Source organism: Enterobacter sp. Y17 (assembly GCF_019730495.1).
Lineage (GTDB): Bacteria > Pseudomonadota > Gammaproteobacteria > Enterobacterales > Enterobacteriaceae > Enterobacter > Enterobacter asburiae_B.
The window spans coordinates 1605365-1620913 of sequence record NZ_JAASKP010000001.1 but is presented as its reverse complement, the minus strand read 5'-3'; the positions used below and the strand labels follow the sequence as shown (position 1 = coordinate 1620913).

Genomic DNA, 15549 nt, shown 5'->3' with positions numbered 1-15549 from the left:
CTGCATGTGTCTGTTTTATCTAAAACTGGCTATTATTCGGCAACCAGGATAAAATTATTTTAGATTCAGGGATAAATCTGAAAATAAATACGGAACTAATGAAATTAATCTTATTAAAATCAAGACAGTGGAATTGTGTCGGCAATTGCTCCAGGATGTCCTCTCTCATCTTTAATGCGGAGCGAGTGCAATGATTATTACGCTAGATAATGCTTACCAGTCTGAACTGCTGCTTCTGCCTGCTCGTAATAGTGCAGGGGAGCTTAAAGGTTTAGAGGTTCTGGTTAACTTTACTGGCGTCGGCAGCGATGTGCGGATCCCCACTGAGCTCGTTATCCCTCGGCTTTCAGCAGCTGAAGAGTTAGTGCTGTTTAACGAAAAATTGCAATTGCTTGATACCTGTAAACTGTTTTTTATTCAGCATCAGTTAATTGCATGGATCAATATTACACCTGCAATAGTTGAATTTTTATTAAGTAATAGAAACGCTGTTTCAATCCTTGAGCGTTACCCGTTTCTTGAGTTTACTGTTAATGAGAATTATCCAGGTTTAAATAACGGAAAGGACGATCTGCAGCTGGCGAGAATGGCAATCCATTTCCCGTTGGTCCTGGCAAACTTTGGCGCAGGTGCCGCATCGCTCAAAGCGGTCTATGATGGATTATTTAAACGGGTTATTCTCGACAAAGGCTTCATTCAGCAGCGTGCCCCGGAGCTCTCTTTTGAGCCTTTTATGCGCGCCATCCTCTGGCAAATCACACCGCACTGCCAGTCAGTTATCGTCGCGGGCATTGACGACCACGGCCTGTTGCAACGCGTTTTGTCCTTCAATTTTGGCGCCATGCAGGGCGCACTCTGGCCAGCCGTCTCTGCGGAGCACGTTACATCGCTGGTTCAGCAGCGATAACCCTTGCTTTCGCCCGTGTTTAAGTCCGGGTAAACCCTCTACACTAAAAGCAGGAGGACCTATGACCCTGTCTTTTACTGCTCACTGGCATGACGAGTTGCCTGGCTTTTACACCGCACTCAAACCAACACCGTTACAAAATTCACGCCTTATCTGGCACAACGATTTGCTGGCAGAAGAACTGGCCATTCCGCCTGAGCTGTTTCAGCTTTCAGAGGGCGCTGGCGTCTGGGGCGGTGAAACGCTTCTCGCCGGGATGCAACCTCTGGCTCAGGTCTATAGCGGACATCAGTTTGGCGTCTGGGCGGGGCAGCTGGGCGACGGCAGGGGGATCCTGCTCGGCGAACAACGGCTTCCCAACGGGGGAACGGTTGACTGGCACCTGAAAGGGGCAGGCCTTACTCCCTATTCGCGAATGGGCGACGGGCGCGCGGTGCTGCGTTCAACGATTCGCGAGTGCCTGGCGTCCGAAGCGATGCATGCCCTGGGTATTCCCACTACGCGCGCGCTGTCGATTATCACCAGCGATACGCCGGTAGCGCGCGAAACGGTGGAAAAAGGGGCAATGCTGATGCGTATTGCGCAAAGCCATTTGCGCTTCGGCCATTTTGAGCACTTTTACTATCGCCGCGAGCCGGACAAGGTTCGCCAGCTGGCTGATTTTGCCATTCGTCACCACTGGGCGCATTTGCAGGACGAGGCGGATAAATACGTTCTCTGGTTCAGGGATGTGGTTGCCCGTACCGCAAGCCTGATTGCCCGCTGGCAAACGGTGGGCTTTGCCCATGGCGTCATGAATACGGACAACATGTCGATCCTCGGGCTGACCTTTGATTACGGTCCGTTTGGTTTCCTGGACGATTATCAGCCTGGCTATATCTGCAACCACTCCGACTATCAGGGACGTTACAGCTTTGACAATCAGCCCGCGGTTGGCCTGTGGAACCTGCAGCGGCTTGCGCAAACCCTGTCGCCGTTCATCGACGTAGATGCCCTCAATGATGCGCTCGACAGCTATCAGGACATATTGCTGCGAGAATACGGCTCGCTGATGCGCAACAAGCTGGGGCTGATGACGCAGGAGAGGGGCGATAACGACATCCTCAACGGTCTGTTTGCCCTCATGGCGCGCGAGGGCAGCGATTATACCCGTACCTTCCGGATGCTGGGCCAGACGGAGCAGCACAGTGCGGCCTCACCGCTGCGCGACGAGTTTATTGACAGACAGGCGTTTGACGACTGGTTTGCCACTTACCGCGCGCGGCTGCAGCAGGAGCAGGTGGACGACGCTACCCGCCAGACGCAGATGAACGCGACAAATCCCGCGATGGTGTTGCGCAACTGGCTGGCGCAGCGGGCGATTGAGCAGGCAGAGCAGGGGGAATACGACGAGCTACACCGTTTGCATCTGGCGTTGCGCACGCCGTTTGCCGAGCGGGATGATGACTACGTCAGCCGCCCGCCTGACTGGGGCAAGCGGCTGGAGGTCAGCTGCTCAAGTTAGAGATTTTGCCGGGTGGAGGCGTCGCCTTACCCGGCAAAAGTCACTGCGCAACCCAGCCGCCATCCATATTCCACGCGGCGCCGCGAACGTTCACGGCGCCATCGCTGCACAAAAACAGCGCCAGTTCACCCAGCTGCTCCGGAGTGACAAACTCGCCCGAAGGCTGTTTCTCCGCGAGAAGCCGATCGCGAGCCAGCTCCGGCGGGACGCCTTCAGCGATGCGCTGGTCGATTTGCTGTTGCACCAGCGGCGTCAGTACCCAGCCGGGGCAGATGGTATTGGCGGTAATACCGGTGCGGGCGGTTTCCAGCGCCAGCGATTTCGTAAAGCCCACTACGCCATGCTTGGCGGCAACGTAGGCTGACTTCTCTTTTGAGGCGACCAGCCCGTGAACGGAGGCGATATTAATGATGCGCCCCCAGTTTTTCTCGCGCATGGCGGGCAGCGCCAGCCTACTGGTGTGAAATACCGAGGAGAGGTTGATGGCGATAATGTCGTTCCATTTCTCCACCGGAAACGCGTCAACCGGCGCGACATGCTGTATCCCGGCGTTGTTGACAAGAATGTCCACGCCGCCAAACTGCGATTCGGCGTAGCGCATCATGGCTTCAATTTGCAGCATGTCACGCAGGTCCGCATCGTGATAGCCTGGCTTTTTGCCCAGTTGCGCAATCTCTTCTCTTGCTGATTCGCTGTCGCCGAAACCGTTGAGGATCAGCTGCGCTCCGGCCTTCGCCAGCACGCGGGCGATCCCAAGTCCAATGCCGCTGGTCGAGCCCGTCACCAGCGCGGTCTTACCGTTCAGATTCATCTTTCTCTCCTTACACAATGCCGGTCAGATAGAACACGGCAATGACAAAAAGCACTGCCAGACTTTTAATGAGGGTGATAGCGAAAATGCCGCCGTAGGCCTGACGATGGCTCAGGCCGGTAATCGCCAGCAGGGTAATCACCGCGCCGTTATGGGGAAGGGTATCCATCCCCCCGCTCGCCATCGAGGCCACGCGGTGCAGCACCTCAAGCGGAATATTGGCGGCGTGGGCGGCGGCGACAAACGAGTCTGACATGGCGGCTAGGGCAATGCTCATCCCGCCGGACGCCGATCCGGTGATCCCCGCGAGGACGGTCACGCTGATGGCCTCATTCAGCAGCGGATTCGGGATGGCCGCCAGCGCTTTGGATAACACCAGGAACCCGGGCAGGGCGGCGATCACCGCGCCGAAACCGTATTCCGAGGCGGTATTCATCGCCGCCAGAATGGCACCGCTCACCGCGGTCCGGCTGCCTTCAGCCAGACGCCCCCGGATATTGCGAAAGCCAAAAATCAGCACCAGCACGATACCGGAGATCAGCGCCGCCTCGACGGCCCAGATGGCGGTGATCTTGCCCACCTCGGTGACAATCGGTTTCGCCAGGCCTGGCAGAGTAAGCTGGTGGGTTGTGCCGTACCAGCCGGGGATCCAGCGGGTAAACAGCAGGTTCAGTATGCCCACCACCAGCAGCGGGGAGATAGCAATCAGCGGGTGCGGAAGGTTAATGTTATCCGGCGTCTCGGGTTCATTTTTCAGATCCGTGCCGTAGCCTTCGTTGTTATTGAACGCCTTACGACGCTGGCGCTCCAGCCAGAGCAGGCCAAAGACGATAATAAACAGAGAGCCAATAAGCCCAAGCCACGGCGCGGCCCAGGCGTTCGTGCCAAAGAAGCTGGTGGGGATGATATTCTGGATCTGCGGCGTGCCGGGCAGGGCGTCCATGGTAAACGAAAATGCCCCCAGCGCCACGGTGGCCGGGATCAGCCGCTTGGGGATGCCGCTCTGGCGGAACAGTTCCGCGGCAAACGGATACACCGCAAATGCCACCACGAACAGCGACACGCCGCCGTAGGTTAACAGCGCGCACACCAGGACGATCACCGGAATGGCGTGGCGACGACCGAGGATCTGAATCGCGGCCGCGACGATGGATCGTGAGAAACCGGAAAGCTCAATCAGCTTGCCGAAAACGGCCCCCAGCAGGAACACCGGGAAGTAGAGCTTGACGAAGCCCACCATCTTTTCCATAAACAGGCCGGTAAACGTCGGGCCGACGGCACCCGGATCGGTCAGCAGCACGGCGCCGAGCGCCGCAATCGGCGCAAACAAAATAACGCTGTATCCGCGATAGGCCGCCAGCATCAGCAGCGCCAGCGCCGCCAGGGCAATTAACACACTCATTACGACTCCTCACTTTAATTATTATTCGGGTACCAACGAGATGCTTAACGCTCGACGGTCAGAGCAATGCCTTGTCCGCCGCCCACGCACAGGGTGACGAGCCCTTTTTTGACGTCACGGCGCTGCATTTCGTACAGCAGCGTCACGAGGATGCGGCAGCCGGAGGCGCCAATCGGATGACCCAGGGCGATAGCGCCGCCGTTAACGTTCACCCTGCGCTCATCCCAGCCGAGCTGCTTGCCTACCGCCAGCGCCTGGGCGGCAAAGGCTTCATTGGCTTCAATGAGATCCACGTCATCGAGCGTCCAGCCCGCCCTCGCCAGCGCCGTCCGGCAGGCGCTGACCGGACCGATGCCCATTACCGACGGGTCAACGCCCGTCACGGCGTAGCTCACGATGCGACCGAGGATCGGCAAACCGCTCTCCCGCGCCTTTTCGCCGCTCATCAGCAGCACCGCGGCGGCACCGTCGTTGAGCGTCGACGCATTTCCGGCCGTGACCGTGCCTTCCGCCTGCAAAAAGGCGGGGCGCAGCTGCGCCAGCTGCTCAGCGGTAGTGCCAGGCCGGGGCTGTTCGTCACGGCTGACGATAAGCGGCGTTTTTTTGCCCTGTTTTACCGTCACCGGCGCAATCTCGGCGTCAAACCGACCCGCTTCGATGGCAAAGGCCGCTTTTTGCTGCGACCGGGCGGCGAAGGCGTCCTGCTGCTCGCGGGAAATGGCATTCTCCCGGGCGACGTTTTCAGCGGTGATCCCCATGTGGTAATCGTTGAACGCGTCCCACAGCCCGTCGGTAATCATGCTGTCCTGCAGGCCCGTATGGCCAAAACGCAGCCCTGAACGCGCGCCGTCCAGCAGATAGGGGGCGTTGCTCATGCTCTCCTGACCGCCAGCGATAGCCACGTCCGCGTCGCCGCAGCGGATCGCCTGCGCGGCGAGCTGCACCGCTTTTAGGCCCGCACCGCACACCAGGTTGACCGTTGTCGCCGGCGTGCTGACGGGTAATCCGGCGGCGATGGCCGTCTGACGCGCCGGGTTTTGCCCGCATCCCGCGGTTAGCACCTGTCCGAAAATCAGTTCATCTACCTGTTCTTCGAGAAGATTGCTGTTCTCCAGCAGGTGCCGCACCGCGACGGCCCCCAGCTCAACCGCTGAAAGGGACGATAGCGAGCCGCGAAAACTACCAATGGGGGTTCGCGTTGCCCCGACAATCATGACTTCTTTCATCGTGAGTCCTCAGTTGAAGCGCATCTCGCGAACGTCGTCCGCCACAATCATTTTCCCGGATGTCTTAGCCGCAATTTCGTCGATGCTGACGCCGGGGGCGTATTCCCGCAGGATGAACGCGCCGTCCTCGATCTCCAGCAACGCGAGGTCGGTCAAGACCCGACGGATACAGCCCGCACCCGTGAGCGGCAGCGTGCAGCGCGGCAGCAGCTTTGACTCACCGCTTTTCGAGGCGTGGGTCATCACCACAATGATGTTCTGCGCCCCGGCCACGAGATCCATCGCGCCGCCCATGCCCTTGACCATCTTTCCGGGGATCATCCACGAGGCGATATTGCCCTCGACGTCCACTTCAAACGCGCCCAGCACGGTCAGATCCACATGACCGCCGCGGATCATGGCAAACGACTGGGCCGAGTCGAAAATGGCCGCGCCGGTGCGCGCGGTCACGGTCTGTTTACCGGCGTTGATCATGTCGGCGTCAAGGCTCTGCTCGTCAGGAAAAGCCCCCATCCCCAGCAGCCCGTTTTCCGACTGGAGCATCACGTCCATTCCGTCCGGAATGTAGTTCGCCACCAGGGTAGGAATACCGATCCCCAGGTTGACGTAATACCCGTCGCGCAGCTCGCGGGCGACGCGCATGGCCATCTGTTCACGGGTTAACATCGTCAGACTCCTTCCGCGCGCAGGGTGCGCTGTTCAATGCGTTTTTCAAACTGGCCGACAATCAGCCTGTCGACGTAAATTCCCGGGGTATGAATGGCCGACGGGGGCAGCTCGCCCGGGGGAACTATCTCTTCCACCTCGACGACCGTTATCCGGCCCGCCGTTGCCATCAGCGGATTAAAATTTTGCGCGGTATGCCGATAGACAACGTTGCCGTACCAGTCCGCTTTCCAGCCCTTAATGAGCGCGAAATCGCCGGTAATGGCCTCTTCAAGGATGTAGTGCTTCCCCGCAAACTGGCGCACGTCTTTGCCGGTAGCCACGGGCGTGCCGTAGCCGGTGGCCGTGTAAAATGCCGGAATGCCCGCGCCGCCCGCGCGTACCTTTTCCGCCAGCGTGCCCTGAGGCGTGAGTTCAATCTCCAGTTCGCCGCTCAGCACCTGCTGTTCGAACAGGGCGTTCTCGCCGACGTAAGAGGCCACCACTTTGCGAACCTGCCGCGTTTCGAGCAATATCCCGAGACCGAAACCGTCCACGCCGCAGTTGTTTGATACCACCGTCAGATCTTTCACCTGACGGCGTCTGACCTCTGCAATCAGGTTCTCCGGAATCCCGCACAGGCCGAAGCCGCCCGCCAGCAAGGTCATTCCGTCCGTCAGCCCATCCAGCGCCCGCGCATAGCTGCCGACGCGCTTATCCAGTCCCGCCATAGTCATCCCTCCCGTTATCCGTGCCGGTATCATTAGGGGCGGCGACTCATTTGTTAATTTTGAATTTGTGACCCACTCATTTGGTTTTTTTATTAATTTCCTGTTAACTAAATTTTTTCAATTAGTTAACAGGATGAAAAATGAGAATGAGTGTCAAACAGTTACGCGCGTTTTTAGCGGTAGCTCACACTCTCAATTTCGCGCACGCAAGCGAACGGCTGAATCTTTCCCAGCCGGCCCTGAGCCTGACGATTAAAGCGCTGGAGGATGCGCTCGGCGGACCGCTGCTGCAGCGGAGCACGCGCAAGGTCGCGCTGACGCAGGAGGGAGAGACGTTTTTGCCGATGGCGCGCCAGCTGCTTGCCGACTGGGATAACGTCGAAGAGGCGATGCACCAGTGCTTTACCCTGCAGCGCGGTAAAATTTCGGTTGCGGCCATGCCGTCGTTTGCCGCGAATGTCCTGCCCGAGGTGCTAAAAGCGTTTCGCGATCGCCATGCCGGGATCAACGTCACCGTGCATGATGTCATTAACGAGCAGGTGATAGAGATGGTGCGGGAAGGGCGGGTCGAGATGGGCATCGCCTTTGAGCCCGCGCCAACGCACAACCTGCTGTTTACTCCGCTGGGCCTCGACAGGTTTGTGGCCATTGTGCCGAAAGATTCCTCGCTGGCAGGCAAGAAGCGCCTGTCATGGGAAGAGCTGCTGACGCTGGATTTCATCACCCTGCAGCGCCCGTCGGCGGTACGTCTGATGATGGAGGAGGAGCTGGCGCGAAGCGGCAGAAAGCTGGACGTGGCGCTGGAGAGTCATCAGCTGGTGACGGTCGGGCGAATGGTCGCGAGCGGGCTGGGCGGCAGCGCCGTTCCGGCGCTCTGCGAGGCGCAGATGACTGCGCTGGGCGCGGTCTGTATTCCGCTGGATAACCCGCCGATAGAAAAGTGCATTGGAGCGATCCATCCAGGACACACGCAGCTCTCTAAAGCGGCGCATGCCCTGCTGGAAACGCTGAAAGATTTTTACCAGCCCAATCAGGGGGCGAGAAACACCTGCGGCGCGGCGTGAGCCGGATGCCTGCCGACGATAACCTGCGCGCCGTACCAGCGCGCCAGCGCGTCGGTCTGCAAAACGGTTTCCGGTGCTCCCTGGGACACGATTCTGCCGTCATGCAGCAGCAGGATGCGGTCCGCCCACAGCGCCGCCAGATTAAGGTCGTGCAGCACCGCGCAAACGTGCAGATGACCCCGACGGGTCAGGGATTTCAGCAGGCGCAGCAGATGCTGCTGGTGATAGAGATCCATCGCAGACGTGGGTTCATCAAGGAACAGCCAGCCGCGCGGCGCGCCGTCGCACCAAAGCTGAGCCAGCGCGCGGGCGAGCTGGATGCGCTGCTGCTCGCCGCCGGAGAGTGCGGCAAACTGCCTGCCCGCCAGCGGTAAACAGCCGGTGACGGCCATGACCTCCTCAATAACCGTCGCTTCAGGCGTGCGGGTCCAGGGCGCTCGCCCCATACCGACGACCGCCTCAACCGGCCAGTCAAATCCGAGCTGCGTGTTCTGGCGCATTACCGCCCGGTAGCGGGAAAGCCTGTTCGGCTGCCAGGCCGCAAGCGGTGTGCCCGCCAGGCTGCACCGTCCGCCCGCAGGTTTAAGGTAGCCGGTCAGCAGCCGCAACAGCGTTGATTTCCCGGCGCCGTTGGGGCCAATCAGCGCCACCAGCTCGCCCTGAGATAAGGTCAGCGACACGTCGTCAATCAGCGTGCGTTGTCCGGCGCGAAAAACAAGGTTTTCAGCACAATAGCGTTCAGCCATGCGCACCTCCGCGACGAAAGATAAGCCACAGAAACCACGGCGCGCCGAGAAGGCTGGTCAGTAAGCCGACCGGCATTTCCGCCGGTGCGACCAGGCTGCGCGCCAGCGTATCGGCAACCAGCAGAAGCAACGCGCCGGCCAGCACCGAGCCGGGGAGCACGGCCCGGTGGTCGGCTCCCAGCCACATGCGCACCAGGTGCGGCACCACCAGGCCGACAAAGCCGATCACGCCGCTGACCGCAACGGCGGCGGCCACCAGCAGGGCGCTGCACAACAGCAGGATCCGCTGCACGGCGGCAACCTCCACGCCGAGGTAATGTGCCTCTTCGTCGCCCAGCTGCAGCAGGTTGAGGGCGCCTGCCAGACGCCAGATCGCGAGCACGGTGGGAACCATCAGCGACGCGACGACCAGCAGCGTTGACCACTGCGCCTGGCCGAGGCTGCCCATTCCCCAGAGCGAAAGCTGGCGAAGCTGGGAATCATTGCTGAGCCATGACAGCACCCCGACGGCCGCGCCGCACAGGGCGTTGATGGCAATTCCCACCAGCAGCAGGCGCGACAGGGAAGCGTCACGCTGACGGCTGAGCAGGAAAATCACGAAGGTGGCGGCCAGCGCGCCGAGAAACGCCGCCAGCATCGGGGCATACAGCATCACCAGTGCAGGCAGCGAGAGCGGAAGAACCACCCACAGCGCAACGGCGAGCGCCGCGCCGCTGCTGATGCCGAGCAGTCCCGGGTCTGCCAGCGGATTTCGAAACAGCCCCTGCATCACGCAACCCGCCAGCGCCAGTGAACCGCCGATCGCCAGCGCCAGCAGCACGCGAGGCAGGCGGATTGTCAGCCAGATTTGACGCAGCGCCTCGTCGGTCCCGTTCCACATCAGGCTGATCGGCAGGTGTAATGCCCCAACCCCGGTCGCTGCGAGCGTCATGATGGTCAGGATCGCGGTCAGCATCCATAACGATAAGGCGATCCGCCGGGACATCAGGGCAGCAGCTCCGCTTTGGCACGCAGCTGCTGGATGGCTTCCGGCGTTCGCACGCTGAAGCCCAGCAGCGCCATATCGTCAATCGCCAGCACCTGCTTGTTCCGTCCCGCCGGGGTTTGCGCCAGGCCGGGCAGCGTCCACAGATTCGCTTCACCGCCCAGGGCGTTGAGACCGTCCTGAGAAATCACCACCAGATCGGGTTGGCTGGCTATCGTGCCTTCCTGAGACAGCGGCTGATAGCGGGTAAACCCCTGCATCGCGTTCTGCAGCCCCGCCGCACGAATGGCAGCATCCGCGCCGGTCTGTTGTCCGGCGGCCATGGCGGTCATCCCGCCGTGGTTGAGAATAAACAGTACCCGCTTATTGAGCGGCGACGCGGGAAGCGCCGACAGTGCCTGGCGCAGCGTGCTGCGCAGGACCTCCCCCTCGACCTCGCGGTGCGTCGCTTCAGCGACGATCCGCACCTTTTCGTCAATGACGTTCAGGTCGTTACTGGCAGGAACAGCGATCACCCTGACGTGGCTTTGCTCAACCTGCTTTAGCGCCAGAGACGGCTGCGCCTGAGCGCTGGCCAGCACCAGCGTGGGGCGCATGGATAAGATCCCTTCCGCATTGAGCTGGCGCAGATAGCCCACGTCAGGCAGCGAATTCGCCGCCTGCGGCCACTGGCTGGTGCTGTCGCGGGCCACCAGCGAGGGCGCCGCGCCGAGAGCGTAGACAATCTCGGTGACGTCGCCGCCGAGGGTAACGATTTTCTCCTGCGGCGCCGCAGACGCCAGCAGGGGCAGGGCGCTAAGCAGGGCAAGCCACCGTTTCATGCGGCCAGCCCTTTCGCCGTTAAGGCGTCAATCTGGCTGCGCCACTGGCTCTGCTCCGGTTCGCCTTCCGTACGCTGGCCGTACAGCTGGGCGATTTGCGTTCCGTCGGCGGCAAACAGCTCCAGGCTGGTGACATGCCCGTCAGCCGTCGGCTTGCGCGTGACCCACGTTTCCGCAATGGATCCTTCAAGCAGATGCAGGGTAAAGGTTGGGTTAAAGACGTTCAGCCAGCCTTTCATTGGCACCAGCTTTTCCACCGCGCCGGTGAAGATCTGCACGCAGCCGCGGTTGCCGACGAAGACCATGATTTCGTTACCGTCCCGACGCGCCGTCTCAAGGAGTTGCGCCAGCGCGGTGTTTTCTACCCGGCAGGCCAGATCGTCACCCACCAGGCGAAACGCCTGCTGGCGGCTGAGGTTATGGCGCTTGAGCAGGCTGAAGAACTGATGAACGTCGGTCATGGCGCGCCACTCGTTATCCACGAGAGCGGCATTTGCGTTTTCTGCATGAGCCGGAGCATCGGCTATCCTCAACGCCAGCGGCGGGTTGTCGGCAAAGATAAAGCGGGTCAGCACGTCGCCCCAGGCGGAAACGTCGGTGTTGTCCGTGGCGTAGACCTTCAGCAGGGCATCGCCCTGGTGATCGAAGAACTGAATGCTCTGCCGCTCGCCGCGTGCGGTGGCTTCACTGATGTGAAACACGCTCGACCACTGGTTGAGGAACAGGCGCAGATCCAGCGCGCGCGGGTTCAGCACCAGCCCGGCGTGGCCGTTCAGGTGCTGGTTGGTAAATCTCCCGACCTGCTCGTGTACGGCGTATTCGTTGCGGCAGATACATTTGGTTTCGCCCACCGCCTCCAGCGCGCCCAGGATCTCGCGGATTTCACCGCACAGTCGCCAGGCGTCGTGACCTACGCGGGCAAAGGTCAGCTCTGCTTCACTGATGTTCATTAACCCCGCGACGTCGCGCGCGTACATACCCGGATTGGCTTCTTTTAGCTCAAGCCAGCGCGTGTAGTGATTCATTGTCTCTTCCTTCTGAATAGTTGCCCCGAAGGGAATTACCACTGATAGCTTACGAAAATCTTGCCGTTACGACCGTCCTGCGGAATGCCCTGAGGTGACCAGTACGCTTTGTCAAAGGCGTTGCCCAGCACCAGCGTAGTGGTCACGCCTTTGAGCCGCTCCTGGCCTTTGTAGCTCACGTAGAAATCGTTGACCGCATAGCCCGGCTGCTTGCTATAGCTGCCGCTGATATGCGTTGAGCGATCGACAAAAGTACCGATCCAGCCGACGGAGAATCCGCTTTGCGCCACCGGGATATCCAGCTTGCTGGTGACGGTGTCCGGGTTAATGCTGGAGATGTACTCGCCCGTATCGGTGTCTTTCCCGCGCGTGCGGTTGTAGGCCAGATCGAGGCTGAAGAGATCGGCCGAGTATTTTGCCATCATATCCCAACCCCAGATTTTGGCGTTCGGAACGTTGTACGACATGGTGGTCGCGGCGGCAAAATCGACGGTGGTGGAGATATAGTCTTTGGCTTTGGTGTCGAAATAGCTGGCTTTAAACTCCAGCGCATCGTTGGCAAGCATCAGATTGTCAAAGCGCAGGCCAAAACCAAACTCCTGCGTTTCGTTGGTTTCCGGGCGCAGGTTCGGGTTTGGCACCCAGTAGTTGGTATAGAAGCGGCCAATGGAGAAGTGTTTGGCGTCGTTATACATTTCGCCCATGGTCGGCGCGCGGAAGGCCTGCGCGTAAGAGCCAAACAGCATCAGCCAGTCGGTTGGGCTGATGGTTAACCCGGCGCGGGATGACCACTTGTCTGCATCCACATCTTTGTAGCCGTCGCTGCTGCCGCGGTAGCTGTCATAGCGCGTGCCGCCCAGCAGGGTAACAGGCAGATCGCGCAGGGTGATCTCATCCTGCAGCCAGCCGGAGCTGAAGTCGATTTTCGCGTCCGGGAAGCCGGTGGTTGCCCCGCCCGGATGCTGCTCCTGACGATAGTATTCCCCGCCGTAGGTCAGAAGGTGTGCTGCAAAGGTGTCGCTGAACAGACGGGTGCGGTTTTCCACCTTGCCGCCTTTGGTGGTCTGCTTGCGGAACTCACCGCTACCGTCGACGTTTTGGGCATTAATGCGCGCTTCGGACCAGTAGACCTTCGCGTCGGCGTCCAGCCAGTCGTACCCTTCCGGTGAAATGTGGTAGCCAACCTGCGCATCGCGCTGGATGGTGGAGCGGTCGGTCATCGGGTTACTGCTGTCCGCCCCGGTGGTTTGCGGGTTTTTCGGCTCCTGAGCGGCGTTGTTGTAGTAGCGCAGGGAGCCGCTCAGGGTCTGGGCGGGGGCGATTTTCCAGCTGCCTTTTGCCAGCATGTTGTTGATGGATTCGTCGTTAGGCGCGGTTGCACCGTCGCTCTGGCGGATATCACCGCGATCCCGGCTGGACCAGGAGACCAGACCGTCCAGCGTATCGGTGCGGCCGTAGGCGCTGGCCCCCATCCCGAGGCTATGATCGCCCGTTGCGCCCGTTCCAAACACGCGGTAGCCGCTGTTTTTACCCGGTTCGAGCAGATCGTTGGCATCGGCGGTGTCATAAGAGATCACGCCGCCCAGCGCGCCGCTGCCGTACAGCAGGGCCGACGGGCCGCGGACCACCTCGATACGTTTGATTAGCGCGGGATCGAGAAAGGTGCTGTTCAGGTGACCTGTGTCGGTGCCCTGACGCACGCCGTCAACCAGCACCAGCACGCCGCGACGGTCATAGCCGCGCAGGTTGACGTCCTGCCCGTTAGTGCGCCCAGTGCCGTCCAGCGTCAGACCGGGGACGTTACGCAGCAGGTCGGCCGCCGAGCTTGCGGTTTGTTTCTCCGGCGCGCTGGCGTCAATTACGCTTACCATCATGGGCGCTTCAAAGGTGCTGCGGGCGTTGCCCGTGGCGGTGACGGTAATGTCGTCTGTGGCGGCGAACGCGACGCCCGGTAGGGTACTGGCAATCGCCAGCGCCAGAAGTGACGGACGTAAAGATGCGGAAGGCAGGTGTGGCATAGCAACTCTCCATAAGAAGTGAAAAGCGCTGGCTGCCTGGGGATAACCTGGGTGGCTGGCGTATTTTTAGGTGTTGTTTATTTTGTGAGGATCAGTTTTCCGGCATGGGTCTGGCGCAGAAGATAGCGCTGTCCGTCATGCTCGATAATGACCCGTCCCTCATCGCCGAGGAGGGTTTTGCTGTCAATGCGACGCTCGGCGGGGGCTGGCGCTGTGTGTGTTTTTTCTTGCGTTGCCGCGCTGTTATCCGTACGTGACATAATGTTTATAAATGGCAATCAATGTAACAATGATAATCATTATCAATAAAGTACAAATTGACGGCAAGCGTTTTTGTGAAAAAAGGGGGAGGGGATCAAATTTGGGGGTGAGGTGCGGTCTGATGCCCTCACTCCGACCCTCTCCCACAGGGAGAGGGAGAAGGGCACAATCGTAGGTCGGGTAAGCGCAGCGCCACCCGACAATAACATCAGAAGCGAGAATCTACCGCAGCTGCCAGCTTTTCCAGCAGCAGTTCGCTGTCTTCCCAGCTCAGGCACGGGTCGGTGATCGACTGGCCGTAAACCATCTGCTGTCCGGCAACGATTTTCTGCGTGCCTTCTTTGATAAAGCTCTCAGCCATAATCCCTGCAACGGCGGTCGAGCCGCTGCGGATCTGCTGGCAGATCTCATCGCAGACGTCCAGCTGGCGGCGATGCTGCTTCTGGCAGTTGCCGTGGCTGAAATCCACCACCAGATGTTCCGGCAGGTCAAATTCGGCCAGCGTTTCACAGGCCGCCGCAATATCTTGGGCATGGTAATTGGGTTTCTTCCCGCCGCGCATAATGATATGCCCGTAAGGGTTACCGCTGGTCTGGTAGATGGTCATATGACCGCTCTTGTCCGGCGACAGGAACATGTGGCTGGCACGGGCAGCGCGGATGGCATCAACCGCGATACGGGTGTTGCCATCGGTCCCGTTTTTGAAGCCGACCGGGCAGGAGAGGGCAGAGGCCATCTCACGGTGGATCTGGCTTTCGGTGGTGCGCGCGCCGATCGCGCCCCAGCTGATCAGATCGGCGATAAACTGCCCGGTCACCATATCGAGAAACTCGGTCGCCGTCGGAACGCCCAGCTCGTTGACCTGTAAAAGCAGCTTCCGCGCCAGCTCGATACCGTGGTTAACGCGATAGCTGCCGTTGAGGTCAGGGTCGGAAATCAGGCCTTTCCAGCCCACCACGGTGCGCGGTTTTTCAAAGTAGGTGCGCATCACGATCTCAAGGCGATGCTGGTACTTATCCCGCAGTCCCTGGAGTCGTTTTGCATAATCCATCGCGGCATCCAGATCGTGGATGGAGCAAGGCCCAATCACCACCAGAAGACGTTTGTCTTCACCGTTCAGGATTTTTTCAATGCGGCGGCGGGAGGCCGTCACATGTTCCGCGACGGCGGCGGAAACGGGATGCCGCTGTGCCAGTTCAGCCGGCGTGACCAGGCTGTCAATGCGCGCAGTGCGGAGTTCATCGGTTTTATTCATGGAATGTCTCAGAAAATTTTTGCTTCATCGGCAGACTACCGGGAAGTGATGGGCATCACCTTAAACCAATCCCTGCTGATTTCAAGTTCGGGGCGACACCGCCCCGTGGTTGCAGATGATGATACCTGAATCTGAGTTAATGTACTAG

General features: G+C 59.9%; 15 protein-coding genes. 3 read left to right on the top strand and 12 right to left on the bottom strand.

Going from position 1 to position 15549, the window contains the following annotated elements:
• Window positions 1–190 precede the first annotated feature (190 nt).
• Both HCH49_RS07505 and selO read left to right on the top strand, forming a co-directional pair.
• Entirely contained in the window at window positions 191–907 is a 717-nt protein-coding gene (locus tag HCH49_RS07505) for an EAL domain-containing protein (RefSeq protein ID WP_221702478.1), read from the top strand.
• Between the two features lie 61 nt (window positions 908–968).
• Window positions 969–2411 carry a protein adenylyltransferase SelO gene (gene selO / locus HCH49_RS07500; protein ID WP_221702477.1) on the top strand — a complete coding sequence of 481 codons (1443 nt, stop codon included), beginning with the start codon at window positions 969–971 and terminating at the stop codon, window positions 2409–2411.
• A gap of 40 nt (window positions 2412–2451) precedes the next feature.
• On the opposite strand, the gene HCH49_RS07495 is transcribed toward selO, so the two are convergent.
• From HCH49_RS07495 to HCH49_RS07475, 5 genes are read right to left on the bottom strand one after another with little or no spacing between them, the layout of a single operon-like run.
• Window positions 2452–3222 (bottom strand): 3-hydroxybutyrate dehydrogenase, encoded by a 771-nt coding sequence (locus tag HCH49_RS07495; protein WP_221702476.1) that lies wholly within the window; start codon window positions 3220–3222, stop codon window positions 2452–2454.
• Window positions 3223–3232: 10 nt separating this feature from the next.
• Window positions 3233–4624: a GntP family permease gene (locus HCH49_RS07490; RefSeq protein WP_033145283.1), complete on the bottom strand. Its 1392-nt coding sequence runs from the start codon at window positions 4622–4624 to the stop codon at window positions 3233–3235.
• A gap of 44 nt (window positions 4625–4668) precedes the next feature.
• Complete coding sequence (locus HCH49_RS07485) at window positions 4669–5850, bottom strand: acetyl-CoA C-acetyltransferase (protein ID WP_221702475.1); 1182 nt, start codon at window positions 5848–5850, stop codon at window positions 4669–4671.
• Between the two features lie 9 nt (window positions 5851–5859).
• Window positions 5860–6516: a CoA transferase subunit B gene (locus tag HCH49_RS07480; protein WP_221702474.1), complete on the bottom strand. Its 657-nt coding sequence runs from the start codon at window positions 6514–6516 to the stop codon at window positions 5860–5862.
• Between the two features lie 2 nt (window positions 6517–6518).
• Complete coding sequence (locus HCH49_RS07475) at window positions 6519–7226, bottom strand: CoA transferase subunit A (RefSeq protein WP_039262088.1); 708 nt, start codon at window positions 7224–7226, stop codon at window positions 6519–6521.
• A gap of 140 nt (window positions 7227–7366) precedes the next feature.
• Here HCH49_RS07475 and HCH49_RS07470 point away from each other — a divergent pair, with 140 nt between their 5' ends.
• Window positions 7367–8290 carry a LysR family transcriptional regulator gene (locus HCH49_RS07470; protein ID WP_033145286.1) on the top strand — a complete coding sequence of 308 codons (924 nt, stop codon included), beginning with the start codon at window positions 7367–7369 and terminating at the stop codon, window positions 8288–8290.
• Here HCH49_RS07470 and HCH49_RS07465 read toward each other — a convergent pair.
• The 7 genes from HCH49_RS07465 to aroH all read right to left on the bottom strand — a co-directional run bounded on the left by HCH49_RS07465 (window position 8257) and on the right by aroH (window position 15401).
• Window positions 8257–9036, bottom strand: a complete 780-nt coding sequence (locus HCH49_RS07465; RefSeq protein ID WP_221702473.1) for a heme ABC transporter ATP-binding protein — start codon at window positions 9034–9036, stop codon at window positions 8257–8259. The genes HCH49_RS07470 and HCH49_RS07465 overlap by 34 nt on opposite strands.
• Complete coding sequence (locus tag HCH49_RS07460) at window positions 9029–10021, bottom strand: FecCD family ABC transporter permease (RefSeq protein ID WP_047061637.1); 993 nt, start codon at window positions 10019–10021, stop codon at window positions 9029–9031. Before HCH49_RS07460 ends, HCH49_RS07465 begins: the two co-directional genes overlap by 8 nt.
• Window positions 10021–10842: a hemin ABC transporter substrate-binding protein gene (locus tag HCH49_RS07455; protein WP_033145289.1), complete on the bottom strand. Its 822-nt coding sequence runs from the start codon at window positions 10840–10842 to the stop codon at window positions 10021–10023. The genes HCH49_RS07460 and HCH49_RS07455 overlap by 1 nt, the downstream gene beginning before the upstream one ends.
• Window positions 10839–11867 (bottom strand): hemin-degrading factor, encoded by a 1029-nt coding sequence (gene chuS / locus HCH49_RS07450; RefSeq protein ID WP_221702472.1) that lies wholly within the window; start codon window positions 11865–11867, stop codon window positions 10839–10841. Before chuS ends, HCH49_RS07455 begins: the two co-directional genes overlap by 4 nt.
• Before the next feature lie 35 nt (window positions 11868–11902).
• A complete protein-coding gene (locus tag HCH49_RS07445) occupies window positions 11903–13885 on the bottom strand; it encodes a TonB-dependent hemoglobin/transferrin/lactoferrin family receptor (protein ID WP_221702471.1) in 1983 nt (660 codons plus the stop codon).
• Between the two features lie 77 nt (window positions 13886–13962).
• Window positions 13963–14145 carry a hemin uptake protein HemP gene (gene hemP / locus HCH49_RS07440; RefSeq protein WP_094935171.1) on the bottom strand — a complete coding sequence of 61 codons (183 nt, stop codon included), beginning with the start codon at window positions 14143–14145 and terminating at the stop codon, window positions 13963–13965.
• Between the two features lie 209 nt (window positions 14146–14354).
• A complete protein-coding gene (aroH, locus tag HCH49_RS07435) occupies window positions 14355–15401 on the bottom strand; it encodes a 3-deoxy-7-phosphoheptulonate synthase AroH (RefSeq protein ID WP_033145292.1) in 1047 nt (348 codons plus the stop codon).
• Window positions 15402–15549 lie beyond the last annotated feature (148 nt).

Bases quoted from the DNA above. Each gene is read 5' to 3' on its own strand.
- HCH49_RS07505 (WP_221702478.1), top strand. From the start codon at position 191: ATGATTATTACGCTAGATAATGCTTACCAGTCTGAACTGCTGCTTCTG.
- selO (WP_221702477.1), top strand. From the start codon at position 969: ATGACCCTGTCTTTTACTGCTCACTGGCATGACGAGTTGCCTGGCTTT.
- HCH49_RS07495 (WP_221702476.1), bottom strand. From the start codon at position 3,222: ATGAATCTGAACGGTAAGACCGCGCTGGTGACGGGCTCGACCAGCGGC.
- HCH49_RS07490 (WP_033145283.1), bottom strand. From the start codon at position 4,624: ATGAGTGTGTTAATTGCCCTGGCGGCGCTGGCGCTGCTGATGCTGGCG.
- HCH49_RS07485 (WP_221702475.1), bottom strand. From the start codon at position 5,850: ATGAAAGAAGTCATGATTGTCGGGGCAACGCGAACCCCCATTGGTAGT.
- HCH49_RS07480 (WP_221702474.1), bottom strand. From the start codon at position 6,516: ATGTTAACCCGTGAACAGATGGCCATGCGCGTCGCCCGCGAGCTGCGC.
- HCH49_RS07475 (WP_039262088.1), bottom strand. From the start codon at position 7,226: ATGGCGGGACTGGATAAGCGCGTCGGCAGCTATGCGCGGGCGCTGGAT.
- HCH49_RS07470 (WP_033145286.1), top strand. From the start codon at position 7,367: ATGAGAATGAGTGTCAAACAGTTACGCGCGTTTTTAGCGGTAGCTCAC.
- HCH49_RS07465 (WP_221702473.1), bottom strand. From the start codon at position 9,036: ATGGCTGAACGCTATTGTGCTGAAAACCTTGTTTTTCGCGCCGGACAA.
- HCH49_RS07460 (WP_047061637.1), bottom strand. From the start codon at position 10,021: ATGTCCCGGCGGATCGCCTTATCGTTATGGATGCTGACCGCGATCCTG.
- HCH49_RS07455 (WP_033145289.1), bottom strand. From the start codon at position 10,842: ATGAAACGGTGGCTTGCCCTGCTTAGCGCCCTGCCCCTGCTGGCGTCT.
- chuS (WP_221702472.1), bottom strand. From the start codon at position 11,867: ATGAATCACTACACGCGCTGGCTTGAGCTAAAAGAAGCCAATCCGGGT.
- HCH49_RS07445 (WP_221702471.1), bottom strand. From the start codon at position 13,885: ATGCCACACCTGCCTTCCGCATCTTTACGTCCGTCACTTCTGGCGCTG.
- hemP (WP_094935171.1), bottom strand. From the start codon at position 14,145: ATGTCACGTACGGATAACAGCGCGGCAACGCAAGAAAAAACACACACA.
- aroH (WP_033145292.1), bottom strand. From the start codon at position 15,401: ATGAATAAAACCGATGAACTCCGCACTGCGCGCATTGACAGCCTGGTC.